A 20,464-nucleotide genomic window follows, 5' to 3' on the forward strand; every position below is an offset into this window, starting at 1 on the left:
GCAAGCTTCCTAATGTGCTGAAGACACAGGCGGACATGATGACGGGATAGGGCCGGCATAAATCGGGACTGCGCGGGTGTCTGGCGGAGATGACGAACATCGTTACGAGGTTCGTCATTCCATCCCTTCAGACCTAGTGTTGTGTTTTGCCGATCAGGCGTGAACGCAGCGAATTGGAGATGTGGTCGAACAGGAAAACGACGAAGAGGATAAGCAGGACCATATAGGCGACCTTGTCCCAGTCGGCATTGGTGCCCATCGCTTCCAGCAGTTTCAGACCGATGCCGCCGGCGCCCACGGCGCCGATGATAGTGGCGGAGCGGGTATTGCTTTCCCAGAAATAGAGTGACTGCGAAATGAAGACCGGCAGGACCTGCGGCAGCACACCGAAGCGGTTGACCGCAATCGGGGAAGCACCGACCGATTTGACACCCTCGCGTTGCTTGTCGTCGACATTTTCCAGCGCCTCGGCATAGACCTTGCCGAGCGCGCCGGTATCGGTGAAGAAGATCGCGGCAATGCCGGGGATCGGTCCGGGCCCGAAGCTGCGGGTAAAGAACAGCGCCCAGATCAGCATGTCGATGGAACGCAGGAAGTCGAATAGCCGCTTCATGCCCCAGTTTGCGGCCTTGTTGGCGGTGATGTTGCGCGCGGCGATGAAGGCGAGCGGCAGGGCGACGAGCGTGCCGAACAGCGTGCCCACAAAGGCCATGACCAGCGTCTGCATCAGCTTGGAAAGAATATCGGCATGTTGCCAGACGCTGTTGTCGAGGAAATCATCCACCATGTGGCCGATATTGGAGCGCTCAGGATCGAGCCTTTCTCCCCACAGCGCGAGAGCGGCGAGTTCACCATAGCCCTTGCCCCAGAATTCCGATTTGGTGTCGAACAGGAAATTCGCCCATCCGAGGAACCGACGCTGGACATAGACCTGGCTGGTGCGGATTTCCGCCTGTCCGGCAAAACCAAAATGCACGAGAACCTTGTTGCCGTCCTGCTGGATTTCCTGCGGCACGTCGTCGGATGCCCGGGCCTGTTCTCCATTGATGATGACGGGATAATTCTTGCCGTCGACATAGACATCCACCCGGGTCGGGGTCACGTCGAGGCGGTTTTCCATGCCCGCATAAACGACGCTGTAGCCGCCACCCGGCAGGGGCTGCAGCCAGTCGATCTTTGCATCGACCGGATATTGCCCGCGGCTGGACCATTGCGGCTCAACCTTGCCGTCTTCGAAACGCAGGCGCGGCTGGGCACGCCAGGAATACCAGTCCTGAATATAGCTCGAGGCACGATCCCACCGGCCCTGCATGAAGGCCGGGCCGACATTGAAGAAGAAAAAGCAGCCGATGAGATAGACGGTGACGGCGAGAAGGCCGACGAGCAGACCATATCGCTGCATGAAACCGCGATTGAACACGTGCGGATGCGCGGCCGTCAATCTCTCGCGGTCGGCGGTGTTGAGAATGAAGCTGGACGACATCAGGCCGCTCCCCGTCCGAATTCGAAGGATTGATGGCCGATCAGCCTGCGTCGCAGCCAGCCGGAAAACTGGTCGACGGCGATGATGGTGATCAGCAGAAGGATGATGATGGCATAGGTCTTCGACGCATGATCGTTACCGATCGACAGGCGGAAGACCTCGCCGATACCGCCGCCGCCCACGGCACCGATGATGGTGGAGGCGCGCACGTTGATTTCGGCGCGCAGCAGCGCGTAAGAGACGAAATTGGGCAGAACTTGCGGCACGATGGCGAAGCGCACTCGTTCCAGCCAGTTGGCGCCGGCGGCGCGCAAGCCTTCATCCGGCTTCATGTCGGCATTTTCCACCACTTCGAAGAACAGCTTGCCCAAAGCACCGATCGTGTGGACAGAAATCGCGATAATCGCGGCGATAGGGCCGATGGATAGAATGGCGGTCAACAGCCCGGCGACGACGATTTCCGGGAAGGCGCGCAGCACTTCCATGACCCGGCGCACGACCCAGCGCACGATCCCGGCACCGACGAGATTGGTGGAGGCAAAAAAGCACAGCACGAAGGCAAAACTGGTGCCGATGATTGTCGAAACCAGCGCGATGTTGAGCGTGATGATCAGCTGATAGATGAAATGCGGGATGTAGAAGCTGTCAGTGATGTAAACACGATCTGCGACGTAATTATATTTCAGCGAACCGTCCGCATAGGGTGACGGCAGGTCAAACATCGCCCGGAAAATTTCAAGCGGGCTGTCCGGCACGAAGGTTTTCATGAAGTCGAAGAAATAGGGCAGGCGCTCGAAGAATTTACCAGAATTGGCCGCGTTGGCAAAATTCAGGGAAGCGGCGAGGATGACGAGGAAGATCACAAGCGAAATTACGGTATAGATCCGTCTTGTCGCAAGCTGCTGTTGATAATGACGCATGACCGTCTGGGACGATGCGCTCAATCCCTTGGGGGGGGGGGTGCCATGATGCAGTGTGGTCGCCATGCCGCTTTTCCTTTATTGGCAAAAGCGGCGGCGCCGCAAGGCACCGCCGCTTCCGGGTATGATCGCAGATCAGCCGCCGATAACGGACTTACGGGCGTCGATGATCGTCTGGTAGAAGGACGGATCGACCTTGATGTAGGCGGTGTTCTTGCCCTGGGTGAAACCCTGGAAGCAGGCCAGGTCCTTCTTCGGCAGTTCCATGAAGAAGTCTTCGACCTTCTGCTTCATCGCGTCGCCGAGCTTGTTCGTAACCATCAGCGGGCCGTTCGGGATCAGGGGCGACTTCCAGACTTCGACGATATCGTCCATGTCGAGGTTGCCCTTCTTGACCATCTGGTAGAGGTTGCCGGCGGTGTAGCCTTCTTCCCACTTGCCGACGCCCGAACCGAAGGTGGTGCCGACATCGAATTTCTTGTCGAGAACGGCGAGAACGAGGTTCTCATGGCCGCCGCCGAAGCCGGTTTCGGAGAAGTATTCCTTGACCGGAACACCGGTTTCCTTCGGGATAGCCACGTTCGGAACGAGGAAGCCGGAGGTGGAGTCAGGGTCGGCAAAGCCGATCTTCTTGCCCTTGGCGTCAGCCAGCGTCTTGATACCGCTGTCCTTGCGGGCAACCATGATCGTGTAATAACCGGTCGAACCGTCAGCGCCGGCCGTGGTCAGGATCGGATCGACGGCCTTCGGATCGGCAAGAGCGATCTTGGCGTAGGAGGACGCGCCCATGGAAGCGATGTCGATGGTGCCGCCGAGGAGACCCTGGATGACGCCGTTATAGTCCGGCGACGGGAAAACCTGAACTTCGGCAACGCCGGTCGCGGCCTTCAGGCCATCGGCAACGCACTTGGTGTTGCGGATCTGGTCGGCTTCGTTTTCGGAGCCGTCGAGACCGATGCGCAGAACCTTGACGTCCTGAGCCATGGCGGAACCGGCCAGAACGCCAAGCGCGACTGCCGAAAGAAGGACTTTCTTCAACATGGACTTTCTCCTGTTTCCCGGCGAGCCGGAGTTTGTTGTGAAGTATCGGCCCTTGACGCGGGCGCAAACGATGCTGAGCGGTTCCTCAGAGCCCGGCGAGAGCGAGCGGTTCGGGGCCGGCAGATTGCTGCACCGGACGCGCGGGAAGCTGCGCGCCGGGAATATTGATGCTGGTCGAGGTCATGGTCTCGTCGATGCCGGACCCTTGAGAATCGGTTCCGTAAATCTCCGTGACGGCCGCAGCCGTCAGCTCCGCCGGCGTTCCGTCGAAGACGACGCGGCCCTGAGACATGCCGATGATGCGTTCGCAATAATTGCGCGCCGTATCCAGCGTATGCAGGTTGGTGATGACCGTGATGCCTTCGCGTTCGTTGATGTCGCGCAGCGCGTCCATCACGATCTTGGCGTTCAGCGGGTCGAGGGAAGCGATCGGCTCGTCGGCCAGAACCATCTTCGGAGACTGCATAAGGGCGCGGGCGATGGCGACGCGCTGCTGCTGACCGCCGGAAAGCGTGCCGGCCGCCTGCATGGCCACATGCTCGATGCCAAGCCTTTCCAGGGCGGCGATGGCCATCAGGCGCTCGTCATTGGTGAAGATGTTGAACAGGCTGAGCGCCGTCGAGCGGTGGTTGAGGCGGCCGAGCATGACATTGGTGAGCACATCGAGACGCGGCACCAGATTAAACTGCTGGAAAATCATGGCGCAGTCGCGCTGCCAGCTGCGAAGCGCAGCACCCTTCAGCGCCGAAACTTCCGTGTCGTTGAAATGGATGGAACCCGAGGACGGATCAACGAGGCGGTTGATCATGCGCAGCAGCGTCGATTTTCCCGCACCCGAGCGTCCGATCACGCCGACCATCTGGCCCTGCGGAATTTCGACATTCACGGAATCGACCGCAGTGTGGTTGCCGAAACGGCGCGTGACTTGCTTCAGGTGAAAGCTCATTTCCCCGTCCAATCTTCTTTTTGACGGGGTTCGGCGTAACAGCGGTGCGTGAAGTGTGGATGTCAGTTTGATGAATAAAATATTACAGAATTCGCAGATACGACGCCCAGGGGTTCGCCGACAAAGCTTTCGGGAGGAATCTTGAGACCGTTCAAATCCGCGTGTCTTTTTTGATCGCATAAACAAAAATCCCGGGGGTACCCCGGGATTTGCAGGTGTTCGGCAGCAGGAGATTTCATCCGCCATATTTCGCGACGAAAACCTCGGCGTCCAGATTGCGGAAATCGTCGAGAGCGACGCGCAATGCCGCGTGATCCCAGTCCCACCACTTCAGATTATCCATTTGCCGGCCCAGTTCCGCCGGGAAGCGCTCCCTAATCAGCCGGGCGGGCACGCCGCCGACGATGGTATAGGGCGCGACATCTTTTGAGACGACTGCACCCGCCCCGATCACAGCGCCGTTTCCCACCGTGACGCCGGGCAGGATCGTCGCACCATGGCCGATCCATACATCATGGCCGATGACGACGCGCTTGGCGCGGCGGGCGGCAAAGAAGTCCGTCTCATCCTCCGCATCGTCCCAATAGTTGTTGGCACGATAGGTGAAGTGATGCAGCGTCGCCCGCTGCATCGGGTGATTGGTGGCATTGATGCGGACGGAGGCGGCGATGTTGACGAATTTGCCGATGGTGGCGCACCAGATCGCACCATCCTGCATGACATAGGAGTAGTCGCCCATCTCGACTTCCTCGATGCGGCAGCGTTCCGAAATTTCGGTATAGCGGCCGATCGTGGAGTTGCTGACACGGGCGGTCTCATGGATGACCGGTTCCAGACCCACCTTGACGCTCATGCCGCTGCTTTCCTGGGAGAAAACTGTGAGACGTCCAGAATGCGGTCGGCCACGGCCTCCCGCACCTCCTCGTCATGGAAAATGCCGAGCAGTGCCGTGCCCTTCTGTTTTTTCTCGACGATCATATCGACGACGACACGCCGGTTGAGGGCGTCCAGCGAGGCCGTCGGCTCGTCCAGAAGCAGAATCGCATGGTCGGTGATGAAGCCGCGGGCGATATTCACGCGCTGCTGCTCGCCGCCCGAGAAGGTTGCGGGCGGAAGCGACCATAGTTCCCGTGGCAGGTTGAGCTTCGAAAGCAGCATGGCTGCGTGTTCGCGGGCTTCATCGGCGGCAACCTTGCGCGCCAGAAGCGGTTCGGCGACGACATCTATGGCAGCGACACGCGGCACGGTGCGCAGGAACTGGCTGACATAACCGATGGTGCGGTGGCGGATATCGAGGATCGTGCGCGGCGAGGCGTTGCCGATATCGACGACCTGGCCCTCATGACGAACGAGAATCTGCCCGCTGTCGATGGCGTAGTTGCCATAGAGCATTTTCAGGATCGAGCTTTTGCCGATGCCGGAGGGACCGCCCAACACGACACATTCGCCGCCGCAAACGGAGAAATTGACATCGCGCACAACGGGCAATTCGATGCCGTCGCGAAGATGCATGGTGAAGCTTTTGAAGACTTCCGAAACGATAAGGGGCGTCGGCATGGCGTCAAACCTGCAGAATAGAGGAAACAAGCAATTGCGTGTAGGGCTCGCGCGGGTCGTCCAACACCCGGTCGGTCAGACCATGTTCGATGACGTCGCCGCCCTTCATCACCATCATGCGGTGGGAAAGCAGCCGCGCCACCGCAAGATCATGGGTGACGACGACGACGGCGAGACCGAGATCGTTGACGAGACCGCGGACCAGATCGAGCAGGCGCGCCTGCACGGAAACATCGAGGCCGCCAGTCGGTTCGTCCATGAAGACGAGGCGCGGCGAGGTGACGAGGTTGCGGGCGATCTGCAGGCGCTGTCGCATGCCGCCGGAAAAGGCGCGTGGTTGGTCGTCGATGCGGTCGGTGCCGATTTCCACCCGTTCCAGCCATTCGCTGGCCGATTGCCTGATATTGCCGTAATGCCGGTTACCGACGGCCATCAGCCGCTCGCCGACATTGGCGCCGGCCGAAACCGCCATGCGCAGCCCGTCCGCCGGGTTCTGGTGCACGAAACCCCAGTCGGTCCGCATCAGGAAACGCCGTTCGGCCTCGCCCATATGATAGAGGTCACGTACCGAACCGTCGCGCATGCGATACTCCACACTGCCCGCCGTCGGCATCAGCCGGGTGGAAATGCAGTTGAGAAGCGTGGTCTTGCCGGAACCGGATTCGCCGACGATGGCAAGCACCTCGCCCGGGTAAAGCTCGAAGGAGACATTGCGGCAACCGGCGCGGTCACCGTAATATTTGGAAACGTCCCGGACTTTCAGAAGCGGTGCGTCGCTCATTCTGCGGCCTCCTTCACATCCGCCAGCAGGTGGCCCTTGTGGCCATGGGCGCGGCGGTCCTCGCAATGGTCGGTATCGGAGCAGACGAACATCCGCCCGCCCTTATCATCAAGCACCACCTCGTCCAGATAGACATTCTCCGCACCGCACAGCGCGCAGGGCTTGTCGAAGCGCTGGATTTCGAAGGGATGGTCCTCGAAATCGAGGCTGACGACGTCGGTATAGGGCGGCACGGCATAGATGCGCTTTTCGCGTCCTGCGCCGAAGAGTTGCAGGGCGTCCGAGAGATGCATTTTCGGATTGTCGAATTTCGGGGTAGGCGATGGATCCATCACATAACGCCCGGCCACCTTCACCGGATAGGCGTAGGTGGTGGAGATACGGCCGTTGCGGGCGATATCCTCGTAAAGCTTGACGTGCATCAGGCCGTATTCCTCCAGCGCGTGCATGACTCGCGTTTCGGTCTCGCGCGGCTCGAGGAAGCGCAGGGGCTCGGGAATGGGAACCTGATAGACGAGGACCTGACCCGAATGCAGTTCTTCTTCGGGAATGCGATGCCGCGTCTGGATGATAGTTGCATCCTTGGTGCGGGTGGTGACGGCAACATTCGCCACCTTCTGGAAAAAGGCGCGGATGGAAACCGCATTGGTCGTGTCGTCCGCACCCTGATCGATAACCTTCAGCACATCGTCCGGGCCGAGAATGGAAGCGGTTACCTGCACACCGCCGGTGCCCCAGCCATAGGGCATGGGCATTTCGCGGGAAGCGAAGGGAACCTGATAACCGGGAATGGCGATGGCCTTCAGGATCGCCCGGCGGATCATTCGCTTGGTCTGTTCGTCCAGATAAGCGAAGTTGTAGGCAGCCAGTCCGTCGTCAAATGAAACTTCTTCAAGCATTGCGCGTTAGCCTTGTGAAAAAAGGAGTACAAGCTCATGGAGATTGGAATTCTTGCAGCCGTGTTCTTTGCTGTATTTGCAGCATCGACCGTCTTTTGCGCTTACTGGTTTGGCGAGCAGCACAGCCGCTGAGCTATTCGGCCGCATCGCCCAGCCACTCCGCGCCATTGGCGTTGATCGCCTCGAAATCGGCACGCATTTTCCTGACCAGACCGAGTTCGGCCTGAAAATCCACGTAATGCGGCAGTTTCAGATGTTCGACGAAACCTGTCGCCTGAACGTTGTCGGCGTGTGAAATGACGAATTCCTCGTCCTGCGCGGGGGCCACCACATCCTCGCCGAATTCGCCTGCCCGCAGCGCCCGGTCGACCAGCGACATGGCCATCGCCTTGCGTTCGCTCTGGCCGAACACCAGACCGTAGCCGCGTGTGAATTGCGGTGGCGCCTTGGCAGAACCCTTGAACTGGTTCACCATCTGGCATTCGGTGACCTGTATGTCGCCAAGCGAGACGGCAAAGCCGAGTTCTGGCACCTCCAGTTCCATCTCCACTTCGCCGATGCGGATTTCACCGACGAACGGATGGGTGCGGCCGTAACCGCGCTGCGTCGAATAAGCGAGCGCCAGAAGGAAACCTTCGTCACCACGTGCCAGCGATTGCAGGCGCAGGTCACGCGGCATTGGAAATTCCATCGGCTCCCGCGTTAGGTCGCCGGCAATATGGTCAGCCGGCATATCGCCGTCGGTTTCGATCAGTCCTTCTTGCGCCAGAATGTCTGAGACGCGCATGACATGTTCCGGCTCGCCTTCGCGCTGGGTGGCTGTCTCAACGGCCTCATCCTCGAGAAGCGAAGGATCGAGCAGGCGATGGGTGTAATCGAAGGTTGGCCCCAGCAATTGTCCGCCCGGCAAATCCTTATAGGTCGCGGAAACGCGCCGCTGCACCGTCATGTCAGCGGTATCGACCGGAACCGAATAACCGAAACGCGGCAGCGTCGTGCGGTAGGCGCGCAGCAGGAAGATGGCCTCAATCATGTCGCCGCGGGCCTGCTTGACGGCAAGGGCTGCCAGCGACTGATCGTAAAGAGACGCTTCCGCCATCACCCGGTCGACGGCGAGCGAAAGCTGCGAAACGATCTGCGAAACCGTCATCGCGGGCAGGTGGCGGTCTCCGCGCCGCTTGTCGGCCAGAAGCCGGTGGGCGTTGGCAATGGCGGTTTCCCCGCCTTTGACAGCAACATACATCTTACGCCTCCACGGGTTGAATGCGCGTCGTGCGCGGCAGGCAGACAAATCTGTCGGCGGATGTCAGGATGACGTCGACGCCGCGCGGAAAAATGGCGTTGTTCTCCGCCCACAGCCGCGGGAATATGTCCGGCAGGCCCGTGGGGCTGATGATGTTGACGTGACGGATACCGGGGCCGGAGAGCAGCAATTCCCGTCCTCCATCCAGATCAGGCAGCTCGATGATGAGCGTGGTGGAGCGGTCGGGATATTCCTGACTTCCCTGGGCGAAGAGACCGAAGGAGGCTATGGCGCTGCCCGCTTCGATGACGGCGAAATGCGCTGCGCTTTTTTCATCCGTCGCAACCGCGCCGGTATGAAATCCGATCCAGCCGGGGACGGTTGTTTTCCGCAGGGCGCCGCTCAGCCAGAACGGCGTATCGTGATCGCAGAGCGCCAGCAGAACCGCGCCGGTGGCGGGGGCGAGAGGCGATGGTGGGGCGACTGCGGTTTCGATTGTCTGCGGCGTGCCCGGCCGGGCCATGCCATCCATGAGTTTCTTGAAAATTCGTTGGGAATCGAAGACGGCGTCGGAAAAACCGCCCGTCAATGCTTCGGCCTTGACGCTCATCAATCTTCTCCTCGAACCATGGTGAAGAAATCGACCCGTGTTGCGGCGGTCTCTTTTGTCTTCCTGTCCTTATCCTCGGTCAGTCGTTTCTCGACCGGTGAAAGAAGCTCGGCCTCGACAAAGCCGCGGGTCGGGCTTTCCTGCCAGAGCGCATCGAAAACGGCGGCGTACCAGGCCTTCTTGCGGCCGGTGCCGAGAACATGGGCGTGACCGACGGTGCCCGAGGCAAGCTTGACGGTTGCCCGGGTCACGGTCGTCTCACCCAGATTGAAGGGCGCGCCGCCCCCGCCGATGCGGCCCTTGACCATGACGAGCCCGGTTTCCGGGCCGCGCACGTTTTCCGTCCGGGGGCTCTCATCCTGCCGGTTCCAGACGGTTTCGAGTTCCTGCACGGTGGCGCGGGCAAGAAGCGCCGCCACCCGCTTTCTGTCTGCATGCAAATCTGCAGTTTTGTGAATCATCGCTTGACCTCTAATGTCTATTGATATAGACAACTATACAATATAAGGTACATTTAACGTTAGTGAATGACAAGCGTGTGACATGGGCCCTTCGGCAGCGATGAAAAGAAAGAACGGCGTGGCGCTCTGGCGGCAGATCGCCGACAGGATCAGAGGCGAGATCGCGGCGGGCGATCACGATGAAACCGGCATGTTGCCGCCGGAAATGACGCTGGCCGAAAAATTCGGCGTCAACCGTCATACCGTCCGAAGCGCCATTGCCGCACTCGCCAGCGAAGGCATTCTCGAGCCGGTGCAGGGGCGTGGCACGATGATCGCCCGCAAGGAGCGCCTGAGTTTTCCGATTTCGCGGCGCACGCGGTTCACAGCGGGCATTGCCGATCAGGTCAAGGAAATGGAGGCCCTGCTTCTTTCCCACACAACCGAACCGGCCAATGCCGATCTGGCGGCGCGGCTGCAATTGCCGGCGGGTGCGCCGCTCATACGTCTCGAAACGCTGCGCAAGGCCGATAACCGGCCGGTGTCCCGCTCGACCACATGGTTTCCGGCGGATCGTTTCGCCGGAATAGGCGAGGCCTATCTTAAAAGTGGCTCGATTACGGCTGCCTTCAATATGCTGGGCGTGGCGGATTACGTGCGCATTTCCACCGTCATTTCCGCCAGCCATGCGGACACGCAGGATCTGGCCGATCTCGAATTGTCGCCGGGCGCGATCCTGCTTGTTACTCAAGCATTGAACGCCGACATGGATGGCGTACCAGTGCAATATGCCATCAGCCGTTTTTCGGCCGATACGGTCGAATTCACGGTGGAGAATTAAGCCGAAAGCTTACTCCGCCTGCGAAAGCCCCAGCACATCCAGCATCGAATAGAAGCCCGGCTTCTTGTCGAAGGCCCAGACGGCTGCAGCAATCGCGCCGCGTGCGAAAATGGAGCGGTCGCCAGCATAGTGCGAAAGCTCGACGCGCTCGCCCTCTCCGGCGAAGATCACAGAATGTTCGCCGATCACCGAGCCGCCACGCAGCGTGGCGAAACCGATGGTCCCGGCTTCACGCGCGCCCGTATGCCCGTCGCGCACGCGAACGGACGATGTAGTGAGGTCGACCTTGCGGCCCGCCGCCGCCGCCTCGCCGAGCAGAAGGGCGGTACCGGAGGGCGCATCCACCTTGTGCTTGTGGTGCATTTCAAGGATTTCGATATCCCAGTTCTGCGCATCCAGCGCCTGCGCTGCCTGCTGTGTGAGAACACTGAGCAGGTTGACGCCGAGGCTCATATTTCCCGACTTGACGATGCGGGCATGGCGCGACGCCGCCTTGAATTTTTCCTCGTCTTCCGCCGAGCAACCCGTGGTGCCGATGACATGCACGATGCGGGCCTGTGCGGCGAGGCCGGCAAAGGTGACGCTGGTTGCCGGCGAGGTGAAATCAATCACCCCTTCCGCATGCAGAAATGCCTGCAGCGGATCGCTGGTGATTTCGACACCGATCGGGCCAAGACCCGCAATCTCGCCCGCATCGCGGCCGACAAAGGCGGAGCCTTCGCGCGCGACGGCGGCATGCAGCTGGACGCCGGGGGTCTGGTGAATGAGGCGGATCAGCGCCTGTCCCATGCGGCCCGCCGCGCCGACCACCACCAGTTTCATGCCGCTGCTGCCCATGCTGTCACTCACTTTTCATCTCGGGCGGATCGAGATCCGCCGGTATCGGTCGATTGATGTTTTCAGCAGCGACGTTAAAGACCGCCCGCCTGCTTCGCAAGCATCACGTAAGAACAGGCCGGGCGATCAAGTCCTCCAGCGTCGTCCGTCCAGCGACAGGCCGAAATCGGACGGCGTTCTCGAATAGGTGGCAAGCCCGGAAAGCGCCGCCTGCGGATGGGTGACGACGAAGGTGGGAATGGTCCGCATCAGCGCGCTGTGCGGCGCCTTGTCTTCGAAGGCAGCCCGGAATTCCGGGCTCTTCAGCGCCGGAATGATCTTCTGCGAAATACCGCCGGCCAGATAGACACCGCCCTTCGCCATGAAGATCAGCGCGAGGTCACCGGCCACGCGGCCGAGATAGGTGCTGAAAAGGGACAGGGTCTCTTTCGCCTGCGGGTTCTCGCCCGAAAGCCCTTGAGAAGTAATGTCGGCCGGATCGGAAAAGACAGGCTCGATGCCATCGGCGGTGCAGACGGCCCGGTAAAGATTGACCAGCCCGCGCCCGCACAGGATTTGCTCCCCGGCGACACGGCCCTCGATGGTTTCGATATGCGGGAAAACCGCATAGTCACGCGCGCTTCTCGGGCCGATATCGATATGGCCGCCCTCACCAGGCACCGGGAACCACATATGACGGGCATAAACCAGCCCGGCGACGCCAAGCCCCGTGCCGGGTCCAAGAACGACGCGCGATGCCAGCACATCCTTACGGCCGGAGCCGATGGGTTCGCGGTTGTCGTCGTCAAGCGCTGCAATCGCCAGAGCCTGCGCCTCGAAGTCGTTGATGACGATGACATCCTTCAGGCCAAGATTGGCCAGCATGTCCTTTGGCTTGACGACCCAATGGCAATTGGTGAGCGGTATCTCGTCACCTTCGATCGGGCCGGCAATCGCCAGAATGGTCGAGACCGGCTGAAGCGAGGTCTTGTCCAGAACCGCCTGCTGAATGGCGTCGTCGATAGTCGGATATTCCGCCGTCTTCACGGTGGTGAGGTGCACCGGTTCGGCAAAGGAATCGATCAGAATGGAAAAGCGGGCATTGGTGCCGCCGATGTCGCCAAGAAGGATCGGAAAGGACAGATATTCGGTATCGGACGTCTTCGGCATTGCCTGTTCCATGTTGGGAGGTTCAGTTGGCGACGTGGAAGTCGATGAGATTTTCTGCGGTGGCGCGGTTGAGCGCCATGGGAATATCGTAAACCGTAGCAAGTCGCGTCAGCGCCTTCACATCCACATCATGCGGCATTGCCGTCAGCGGGTCGGTGAAGAAGATCAGCATGTCCACCTCGCCCGTGGCGATCATCGCGCCAATCTGCTGGTCGCCGCCGAGAGGACCGCTTTTGAGGCGAATGACTTCAAGACCCGGACAGGCTTCCTGTACCCGCCCGCCGGTCGTGCCGGTGGCGACGATCCTGAAACCGGCAAGCGCTTTCTGGTGATGACGGGCGAAATCCGCCATATCGTCCTTTTTCTCGTCGTGAGCGATGAGCGCGATACAGCGTTGTCCTTCCATGGTCCCAGCCCGTTCCATCAAGAATTAAATCGATTTGAAGCCTTCTATAGCAGCTTGCCGCCATTTGAAAAGGGAAGCTGTTGAATGCCTCATTTCTGTTTCAGTTCAATGTCGGGCGCTGGGTGGGAAGCGGAATATCCGAAGGCGGCTGCAGGGCGGGGGCCGCCTGAATGACCTGTTCCACGCTTTGCTGGCGCGTTGCCGGAGCAGGCGAATAGGCCTGGGCCGCAAGCCCCTCAGGATTGGCGGAAGGGGCGACAGCCACGGCGGCGCAGGCCGAGGGCAGATCGGAAACCATGACCGGGCGCGGTTTCACCGGCTTGGCATTGGGGTCCTTTTTCGGCGGCGCCCATGGTTCCTTGCTGAACCACCAGGCAAGCGACTTGTCGCAGCCGTCGCCTTTGCCCACGGCCGCCTGCGGCTTGCAGTTCGGCGCGCCGGGCGGGCATTCGAGCCGGATGTGGAAGTGCTCGTCATGGCCGTATATCGGCCTGATCTTGCCCATGAAGGTGCGGTCGCCGGTCCATGTCTGGCAGAGCTTCTGCTTGATGGCCGGGTTGACGAAGACACGCTCCACCTGCGGGTAACTTGCCGCCATCATCACCAGCCGGGCATTCAGCGGCGACCACTTGCGGTCATCGACCGTCAGGAACTTGCTCTTGTCCAGCATGGAGATGAAAGGCACGGTTTCGCGCTGCTCCACGCTCAGCCGCGGGGTCGGCATCGGTCGCCACCAGATGTCGACATCAAGGCCGATCTGGTGCGACGCATGGCCAGTCAGCATCGGTCCGCCGCGCGGCTGGGAAATATCGCCCAGCAGCAGGCCCGGCCAGCCGATCTTCTGCGCATCCTGCGAAAATTGTTCGAGGAAGGAAATCATCTGCGGCTGGCCCCAGCGCCGGTTGCGGGAAAGGCGCATGGCCTGCCAGCCGGGACCGTCCGTCGGCATGGCGATGGCGCCGGACTGGCAGCCCTTGGCATAGGAGCCGATCGGCTGCGAGCCCGTGGCGGAAGGCAGCGCCATGTGGCCGAACACCTCTTTCGCGGGCCTGTCCTCGGCCGATGCGGTTTCCATCTGCAACTGCAGCGCGGAGACGACCGAAATCGCCAGCATGGCCGCCTTGAAAACTCTCGATGATCCCGCCGTCATATCGTCGTGCCCGTCCGATCAGATGATTCTCTTCCCCTTAAGATAAACTGGAACGGGATTTTGTTGAAACCATGTTTCGCCCCGCCTGTTGCAAAGCGGGAGGATAAAGGCGCGGATAAAGAGCTTGTGAGCCAGCGCATCTGTTTTTTGCCAATCTTTGTTTTATGCTCTCTTCAACAAACGCGAAAACAGGGACATTCCCCCGATGAAATTGGCACCACTGAAATCCCGTCTCCTCATTGCTCTTGCGGCATCCGCCCTGCTGATACCGGCGGCGGCCTTCGCACAATCGGCCGATGTGTGGCGAAAGGGGATTTCGACGGTTGGGGAACTGAAACATCCCGATGGCTTCGATCATTTCGACTATGTGAACACCAAGGCGCCGAAAGGCGGCACCCTTCGCCTGTCGACGGCGGGCACTTTCGATACCCTTAATCCGCTGCTCGCCAAGGGCGAGGCGGCGACCGGCCTTTCGCTCGTTTTCGATACATTGATGAAATCGACGGAAGAGGAGCTGTCGGCTTCCTACGGTCTTCTGGCGGAGGGCGTGAGCTATCCCGACGATATTTCGAAAGCCACCTTCCGGCTGCGCGCGGAGGCCAAATGGGCCGATGGCAAGCCGGTGACGCCGGAGGATGTCGTCTTCAGCTTCGAAAAAGCCAAGGATTTGAGCCCGCAGCTTGCGACATACTACACTCATGTCACCAAGGCGGAGGTGAGCGGGGAAAGGGACATCACCTTCACTTTCGACGAAAAGAACAATCGCGAATTGCCGCAGATTGTCGGGCAATTGCTGATCGTTCCCAAGCACTGGTGGGAGGCAGCCGGCCCGGATGGCAAGCCGCGCGACATATCGCGTGGCACGCTGGAACCGGTGATGGGTTCCGGCCCCTACAAGATTGCCTCAGTCTCTCCCGGCTCGACAATCGCTTACGAACGCCGCGACGACTACTGGGGCAAGGACGTCAATGTGAATGTGGGGATGAACAATTTCAAAACCATCGCCTACACCTTCTTTGCCGATCAGGATGTGGAATTCCAGGCCTTCAAGTCCGGGACCGTCGATTTCCGGCAGGAAGCCTCCTCCAGCCGCTGGGTCACGGGTTATGATTTTCCGGCGGTCAAGGAAGGCCGCGTCAAGAAGGAAGAACTGCCGAATATCTATCGTTCCGTCGGTATCATGCAGGCCTTTGTGCCGAACATGCGCCGCGAAAAGTTCCAGAACCCGAACCTGCGCAAGGCACTCAACTACGCCTTCGATTTCGAGGAGCTGAACCGCACGCTGGCTTACGGCCAGTTCCAGCGCATCAACAGCTTCTTCATGGGCAGCGAGCTGGCCTCTTCCGGCCTGCCGACCGGTCGCGAGCTGGAAATTCTTCAGGAACTGAAGGATCAGGTTCCGCCGGAGGTTTTCACGACAGAATATCGCAACCCGGTCGCGGGTGATCCGGCCAAGCAGCGCGACAATCTGCGCGAAGCGGTGAAGCTGATGAAGGAAGCCGGTTACGAGCTGCGCGGCAACCGCATGGTCAATGCCAAAACCGGACAGCCGCTCGATATGGAGTTTCTGATCGATTCCGCCGGCATGGAAAGAACCATCCTTCCCTATGTCCAGAACCTGAAGAAGATTGGCATCAACGCGACGATCCGTACCGTCGACGCCTCGCAATATACCAACCGCACCCGCAGCTTCGATTATGACGTGATCGTCAAGCTCTGGGCGACCTCGGCGAACCCCGGGAACGAACAGGCGGATTTCTGGGGCTCGGCCGCCGCCGACCGGCAGGGTTCCAATAATATTGCCGGTATCAAGAACCCGGCGGTTGATGCTCTGGTCAGAAAAGTCATCTTTGCGCCCAACCGGGATGAGCAGGTGGCGGCGGCACGCGCTCTCGACCGCGTGCTTTTGGCAAACAGCTATGTCATCCCGCAATTCTATCGCGGTGAGATGTTCATCGCTTACTGGAACACGCTTATCCGTCCGGAAAACCTGCCCCAATATGGTGTCGGTTTTCCCGATGCATGGTGGTCCAGCCAGGCCGGAAACTGACGCCGGCCTTGCTTTCGCGGCGAAGGCTTGATTCACATAGGGCGAGACGAATCGCTTAAAGCGCAGGCAGGCGCTTTCAGGAAAGGACCGGGTTTGACAGAAACGAAAACCGCTGACGTATCGGCCGGGAGCAGAGGCTGATGGGCGCCTATATCCTCAGACGTCTGGCGCTGATGATCCCGACCATCATCGGCATTATGGGCATTTCGTTTCTCGTCATCCAGTTCGCGCCGGGCGGGCCGGTGGAACAGGTCGTCGCGCAATTGACCGGGCAGGGCGACAGCGCCTCCGACCGGCTTTCGGGCGGCGGCGATCTCATGGGCCAGTCCGGCGGTTTCGATGATAGCGGTTCGAAATATCGCGGTGCGCAGGGTCTCGATCCGGAACTGATCGCCAAGCTCGAAAAACAGTTCGGTTTCGACAAACCGCCGCTCACCCGTTTTCTCGAAATGATGTGGAATTACATCCGCTTCGATTTCGGCGAAAGCTTCTTCCGCAATTCCTCGGTGATCGATCTCATCATCGACAAGCTGCCGGTCTCGGCCTCGCTCGGCTTCTGGATCCTGATCATTTCCTACATCATCTCCATTCCGCTCGGCATCAAGAAGGCCGTGTCCGACGGTTCGACCTTCGATGTCTGGACCTCGGGCATCATCATCATCGGTTATGCCGTACCAAGCTTCCTGTTCGGCATCCTGCTCATCGTCCTCTTCGCCGGCGGATCCTTCTTCGACTGGTTCCCGCTGCGCGGTCTGGTGTCGGATAATTTTGATCAGCTGAACTGGTGGCAGAAGATCATCGACTATTTCTGGCACCTGACCCTGCCGCTCATCGCACTGTCGCTTTCGGCCTTCGCGACGACGACGCTTCTGACCAAGAATTCCTTCATCGACGAAATCAAGAAACAATATGTCATCACCGCCCGCGCCAAGGGGCTCACCGAGCGCAGGGTTCTTTATGGTCATGTCTTTCGCAATGCGATGCTGATCGTGATCGCGGGTTTTCCGGGCGCCTTCATCTCGGCCTTCTTCACCGGATCGCTGCTGATCGAGAATATCTTCTCGCTCGATGGCCTTGGCCGCCTCGGTTATCTCTCGGTCGTCAACCGCGATTACCCGATCGTGTTCGGCACGCTCTTCATCTTCTCGTTGATGGGCCTGGTCGTCGGTCTCATTTCCGACCTGATCTATACATGGATCGATCCACGTATCGATTTCGAGCGGAGGGATGTGTGATGACACTTGCCCATGCCGCCGAAACGGAAACGCTGGTAAAACCGAAGCGCCCGTGGTTTTCGCCGACCACCAAGCGCCGCTGGCAGAATTTCAAGGCAAACCGGCGCGGTTACTGGTCCTTCTGGCTGTTCCTGATCCTGTTTTTTCTGAGCCTGATTGCGGAATTCATTGCCAATGACAAACCCATTCTCGCTTCCTACAAGGGCGAGTTGTTGGTGCCGGTCATGGTCGATTATCCGGAGGAAAAATTCGGCGGGTTTCTTGCCCAGACCGATTACAAATCCTCCTTCATTCAGGATGAGATCAACGCCAATGGCTGGATGATCTGGCCGCCGATCCGCTATTCCTATCAGACGGTCAATTCCAATATTCCGCATTCGGCGCCGACCGCGCCCTTCTGGCTGATGGATAAAAAGGATCGCTGCTCGGCTTACCCGCAGGGCGATGCCGATCCCGGCTGCACGCTTGGCAATCTCAATTGGCTCGGAACCGACAATCAGGCCCGCGATGTCACGGCGCGGATGATCTATGGTTTCCGCATTTCCGTGCTGTTCGGCCTGACGCTGACCATCGCGTCGGCCCTTGTCGGCGTCACCGCCGGTGCGATCCAGGGTTATTTCGGCGGTTGGACTGACCTTTTGTTGCAGCGTTTCATCGAAATCTGGTCGTCCATGCCGGTGCTCTACATCCTGCTCATCATCGCGGCCATCCTGCCGCCGGGCTTCTTCGTGCTGCTCGGCATCATGCTGCTCTTTTCATGGGTCGGCTTCGTCGGCATTGTGCGCGCCGAATTCCTGCGGGCCAGAAACTTCGAATATGTCCGCGCCGCCCGTGCGCTTGGCGTCGGTAACTGGACGATCATGTTCCGCCACCTTCTGCCCAACGCCATGGTGGCGACACTGACCTTCCTGCCCTTCATCCTCTCCGGTTCGATCACGACGCTCACCTCGCTCGATTTCCTCGGCTTCGGCATGCCGCCGGGATCGCCGTCGCTGGGCGAGATGATCGCGCAGGGCAAGAACAACCTTCAGGCCCCCTGGCTTGGCCTCACTGCGTTTTTCACCATGTCCATCATGCTCTCACTGTTGATTTTCGTCGGTGAAGCGGTGCGCGACGCCTTCGATCCACGCAAGACGTTCCGGTGATCGCCATGACGGAAACAAAGACCCAACCGCTTCTCTCCGTCCGCGATCTCTCCGTCGCCTTTCATCAAGGCGGCGCGACGAGCATCGCTGTCGATCATGTGTCCTTCGATTTGATGCCGGGCGAAGTCGTTGCCCTCGTCGGCGAGTCCGGTTCCGGCAAGTCCGTGACGGCGAACTCCATTCTCAAATTGCTGCCCTATCCGGCGGCAAGCCATCCCTCGGGGAAAATCCTGTTCGACGGCAAGGATATGCTGACTTTGCCGGAACGCTCCCTGCGCGCGGTCCGCGGCAACGACGTCACCATGATTTTCCAGGAGCCGATGACCTCGCTCAACCCGCTCCACACCATCGAGCGGCAGATCGGCGAGATTCTGGAACTGCATCAGGCAATCACCGGAGCGCAGGCACGGGCGCGCACGCTGGAACTGCTGCTGCAGGTGGGTATCCGCGAACCGGAAAAACGCCTGAAGGCCTATCCGCATGAATTGTCCGGCGGCCAGCGGCAGCGCGTGATGATCGCCATGGCGCTTGCCAACCGGCCGAAACTGCTGATCGCCGATGAGCCGACGACGGCGCTCGACGTGACGGTTCAGGCCCAGATCCTCGAACTTCTGAGCGACCTCAAGACGAAGCACGGCATGTCCATGCTGTTCATCACCCACGATCTCGGCATTGTCCGCAAATTTGCCGACCGCGTCTGCGTCATGACCAAGGGCAAGATTGTCGAGACCGGCACAGTGGAGCAGGTTTTCAACGATCCGCAGCACGCCTATACGCGCCATCTTCTGGCGGCGGAGCCGAAGGGCGAGCCGCCGCATTCCGACGCCAGCAAACCCGTGGTCATGCAGGGTGACGATATCAAGGTCTGGTTTCCCATCAAGGCGGGGCTGATGCGCCGGGTGGTCGACCATGTGAAGGCGGTGGACGGCATCGATATTACCCTGCGCGCCGGCCAGACGGTGGGCGTGGTAGGCGAATCCGGTTCCGGCAAGACGACGCTCGGTTTGGCGCTCTCGCGGTTGATTGCGTCTGAAGGGCGCATCAGCTTCATCGGCCAGTCGATCGACCACTATTCTTACGAGATGATGAAGCCGCTCAGAAACCGGCTGCAGGTGGTGTTTCAGGATCCTTATGGGTCGCTCAGCCCGCGAATGTCGGTCGGCGAGATCGTCGCCGAGGGCTTGAAGGTGCATGAGCGGTCTCTGTCTGCCGATGAGCGCGATACGCGTGTCGCCACCGCGCTGGAAGAGGTCGGTCTCGACCCCGCGACGCGCTGGCGGTATCCGCATGAATTTTCCGGTGGCCAGCGCCAGCGCATCGCCATTGCCCGCGCCATGGTGCTTAAACCCCGTTTCGTCATGCTGGATGAGCCGACCTCCGCGCTTGACATGAGCGTGCAGGCGCAGGTGGTCGATCTGCTGCGCGATCTGCAAGCGAAGCACGAACTCGCCTATCTCTTCATCAGCCACGATCTGAAGGTGGTGAAGGCGCTCGCCAACCACCTGATCGTCATGCGCCATGGCAAGGTGGTGGAGAGCGGCCCGGCGGCGGAAATCTTCGCCGACCCGCAGCAGGACTATACCAAGGCGCTGCTGGCGGCCGCCTTCAACATCGAGGCGATGAAAACGAAGGCGATAAGCCAGTAGGCTGCATTGCTGTTTCTGTTAAGGTGATGATTTTTCTGTTGCTTCGCGGAAAATGCCGACCCATGTTGAGTGGCATGTGACGCGG

General features: G+C 59.9%; 20 protein-coding genes. 5 read left to right on the forward strand and 15 right to left on the reverse strand.

Annotated elements, in window-relative coordinates:
• Positions 1-133 precede the first annotated feature (133 nt).
• The 11 genes from phnE (RAC79_RS00370) to phnG all read right to left on the reverse strand — a co-directional run bounded on the left by phnE (RAC79_RS00370) (position 134) and on the right by phnG (position 9,941).
• A complete protein-coding gene (phnE, locus tag RAC79_RS00370; RefSeq protein ID WP_174038703.1) occupies positions 134-1,483 on the reverse strand; it encodes a phosphonate ABC transporter, permease protein PhnE in 1,350 nt (449 codons plus the stop codon).
• Positions 1,483-2,469 carry a phosphonate ABC transporter, permease protein PhnE gene (phnE, locus tag RAC79_RS00375; RefSeq protein ID WP_174038704.1) on the reverse strand — a complete coding sequence of 329 codons (987 nt, stop codon included), beginning with the start codon at positions 2,467-2,469 and terminating at the stop codon, positions 1,483-1,485. The genes phnE (RAC79_RS00370) and phnE (RAC79_RS00375) overlap by 1 nt, the downstream gene beginning before the upstream one ends.
• 69 nt (positions 2,470-2,538) lie before the next feature.
• Positions 2,539-3,444, reverse strand: a complete 906-nt coding sequence (phnD, locus tag RAC79_RS00380; protein WP_078051428.1) for a phosphonate ABC transporter substrate-binding protein — start codon at positions 3,442-3,444, stop codon at positions 2,539-2,541.
• Positions 3,445-3,529: 85 nt separating this feature from the next.
• Positions 3,530-4,390, reverse strand: coding sequence for a phosphonate ABC transporter ATP-binding protein (phnC, locus tag RAC79_RS00385; protein ID WP_003524414.1), 861 nt, complete (start codon positions 4,388-4,390; stop codon positions 3,530-3,532).
• A gap of 235 nt (positions 4,391-4,625) precedes the next feature.
• Positions 4,626-5,243: a DapH/DapD/GlmU-related protein gene (locus RAC79_RS00390; protein ID WP_142844200.1), complete on the reverse strand. Its 618-nt coding sequence runs from the start codon at positions 5,241-5,243 to the stop codon at positions 4,626-4,628.
• Positions 5,240-5,947, reverse strand: a complete 708-nt coding sequence (gene phnL / locus RAC79_RS00395; protein WP_003524417.1) for a phosphonate C-P lyase system protein PhnL — start codon at positions 5,945-5,947, stop codon at positions 5,240-5,242. The genes RAC79_RS00390 and phnL overlap by 4 nt, the downstream gene beginning before the upstream one ends.
• Positions 5,948-5,951: 4 nt before the next feature.
• The gene (gene phnK, locus RAC79_RS00400) at positions 5,952-6,728 is read right to left on the reverse strand and encodes a phosphonate C-P lyase system protein PhnK (protein ID WP_003524419.1); all 777 of its coding nucleotides are present in this window, start codon (positions 6,726-6,728) and stop codon (positions 5,952-5,954) included.
• A complete protein-coding gene (locus RAC79_RS00405; RefSeq protein WP_065654731.1) occupies positions 6,725-7,627 on the reverse strand; it encodes an alpha-D-ribose 1-methylphosphonate 5-phosphate C-P-lyase PhnJ in 903 nt (300 codons plus the stop codon). The genes phnK and RAC79_RS00405 overlap by 4 nt, the downstream gene beginning before the upstream one ends.
• A 133-nt stretch (positions 7,628-7,760) precedes the next feature.
• On the reverse strand, positions 7,761-8,870 hold the full coding sequence (locus RAC79_RS00410; protein ID WP_142844198.1) for a carbon-phosphorus lyase complex subunit PhnI: 1,110 nt from the start codon (positions 8,868-8,870) through the stop codon (positions 7,761-7,763).
• 1 nt (position 8,871) lies between these two features.
• Positions 8,872-9,480, reverse strand: a complete 609-nt coding sequence (gene phnH, locus RAC79_RS00415) for a phosphonate C-P lyase system protein PhnH (protein WP_161987723.1) — start codon at positions 9,478-9,480, stop codon at positions 8,872-8,874.
• Positions 9,480-9,941: a phosphonate C-P lyase system protein PhnG gene (gene phnG, locus RAC79_RS00420; RefSeq protein ID WP_065654728.1), complete on the reverse strand. Its 462-nt coding sequence runs from the start codon at positions 9,939-9,941 to the stop codon at positions 9,480-9,482. Before phnG ends, phnH begins: the two co-directional genes overlap by 1 nt.
• A gap of 82 nt (positions 9,942-10,023) precedes the next feature.
• Between phnG and phnF the strand changes: the two genes are divergently transcribed.
• A complete protein-coding gene (gene phnF / locus RAC79_RS00425; RefSeq protein WP_142844195.1) occupies positions 10,024-10,761 on the forward strand; it encodes a phosphonate metabolism transcriptional regulator PhnF in 738 nt (245 codons plus the stop codon).
• 9 nt (positions 10,762-10,770) lie between these two features.
• Here the strand turns inward: phnF and dapB are convergent, their stop codons facing one another.
• The 4 genes from dapB to mepA form a co-directional block, all read right to left on the reverse strand.
• Positions 10,771-11,598, reverse strand: coding sequence for a 4-hydroxy-tetrahydrodipicolinate reductase (gene dapB, locus RAC79_RS00430; protein WP_142844295.1), 828 nt, complete (start codon positions 11,596-11,598; stop codon positions 10,771-10,773).
• Positions 11,599-11,724: 126 nt separating this feature from the next.
• On the reverse strand, positions 11,725-12,747 hold the full coding sequence (locus RAC79_RS00435; RefSeq protein WP_142844193.1) for a glucokinase: 1,023 nt from the start codon (positions 12,745-12,747) through the stop codon (positions 11,725-11,727).
• Between the two features lie 22 nt (positions 12,748-12,769).
• On the reverse strand, positions 12,770-13,153 hold the full coding sequence (locus RAC79_RS00440) for a methylglyoxal synthase (protein WP_003524431.1): 384 nt from the start codon (positions 13,151-13,153) through the stop codon (positions 12,770-12,772).
• A gap of 100 nt (positions 13,154-13,253) precedes the next feature.
• On the reverse strand, positions 13,254-14,303 hold the full coding sequence (mepA, locus tag RAC79_RS00445; RefSeq protein ID WP_142844191.1) for a penicillin-insensitive murein endopeptidase: 1,050 nt from the start codon (positions 14,301-14,303) through the stop codon (positions 13,254-13,256).
• A 205-nt stretch (positions 14,304-14,508) separates the two neighbouring features.
• On the opposite strand from mepA, the gene RAC79_RS00450 reads away from it, so the two are divergent.
• The 4 genes from RAC79_RS00450 (at position 14,509) to RAC79_RS00465 (ending at position 20,379) form a co-directional block, all read left to right on the forward strand.
• Positions 14,509-16,353 carry an extracellular solute-binding protein gene (locus RAC79_RS00450; RefSeq protein ID WP_174038707.1) on the forward strand — a complete coding sequence of 615 codons (1,845 nt, stop codon included), beginning with the start codon at positions 14,509-14,511 and terminating at the stop codon, positions 16,351-16,353.
• Positions 16,354-16,493: 140 nt separating this feature from the next.
• Entirely contained in the window at positions 16,494-17,588 is a 1,095-nt protein-coding gene (locus tag RAC79_RS00455) for a microcin C ABC transporter permease YejB (protein ID WP_174038708.1), read from the forward strand.
• Positions 17,588-18,733, forward strand: a complete 1,146-nt coding sequence (locus RAC79_RS00460; protein WP_142844188.1) for an ABC transporter permease — start codon at positions 17,588-17,590, stop codon at positions 18,731-18,733. Before RAC79_RS00455 ends, RAC79_RS00460 begins: the two co-directional genes overlap by 1 nt.
• Positions 18,734-18,738: 5 nt before the next feature.
• A complete protein-coding gene (locus tag RAC79_RS00465) occupies positions 18,739-20,379 on the forward strand; it encodes an ABC transporter ATP-binding protein (protein WP_174038709.1) in 1,641 nt (546 codons plus the stop codon).
• The last annotated feature ends 85 nt before the right edge of the window (positions 20,380-20,464 follow it).

The organism is Agrobacterium sp. LR_9 (genome assembly GCF_041954855.1).
In the GTDB taxonomy this organism is placed as follows: Bacteria; Pseudomonadota; Alphaproteobacteria; order Rhizobiales; family Rhizobiaceae; genus Agrobacterium; species Agrobacterium leguminum.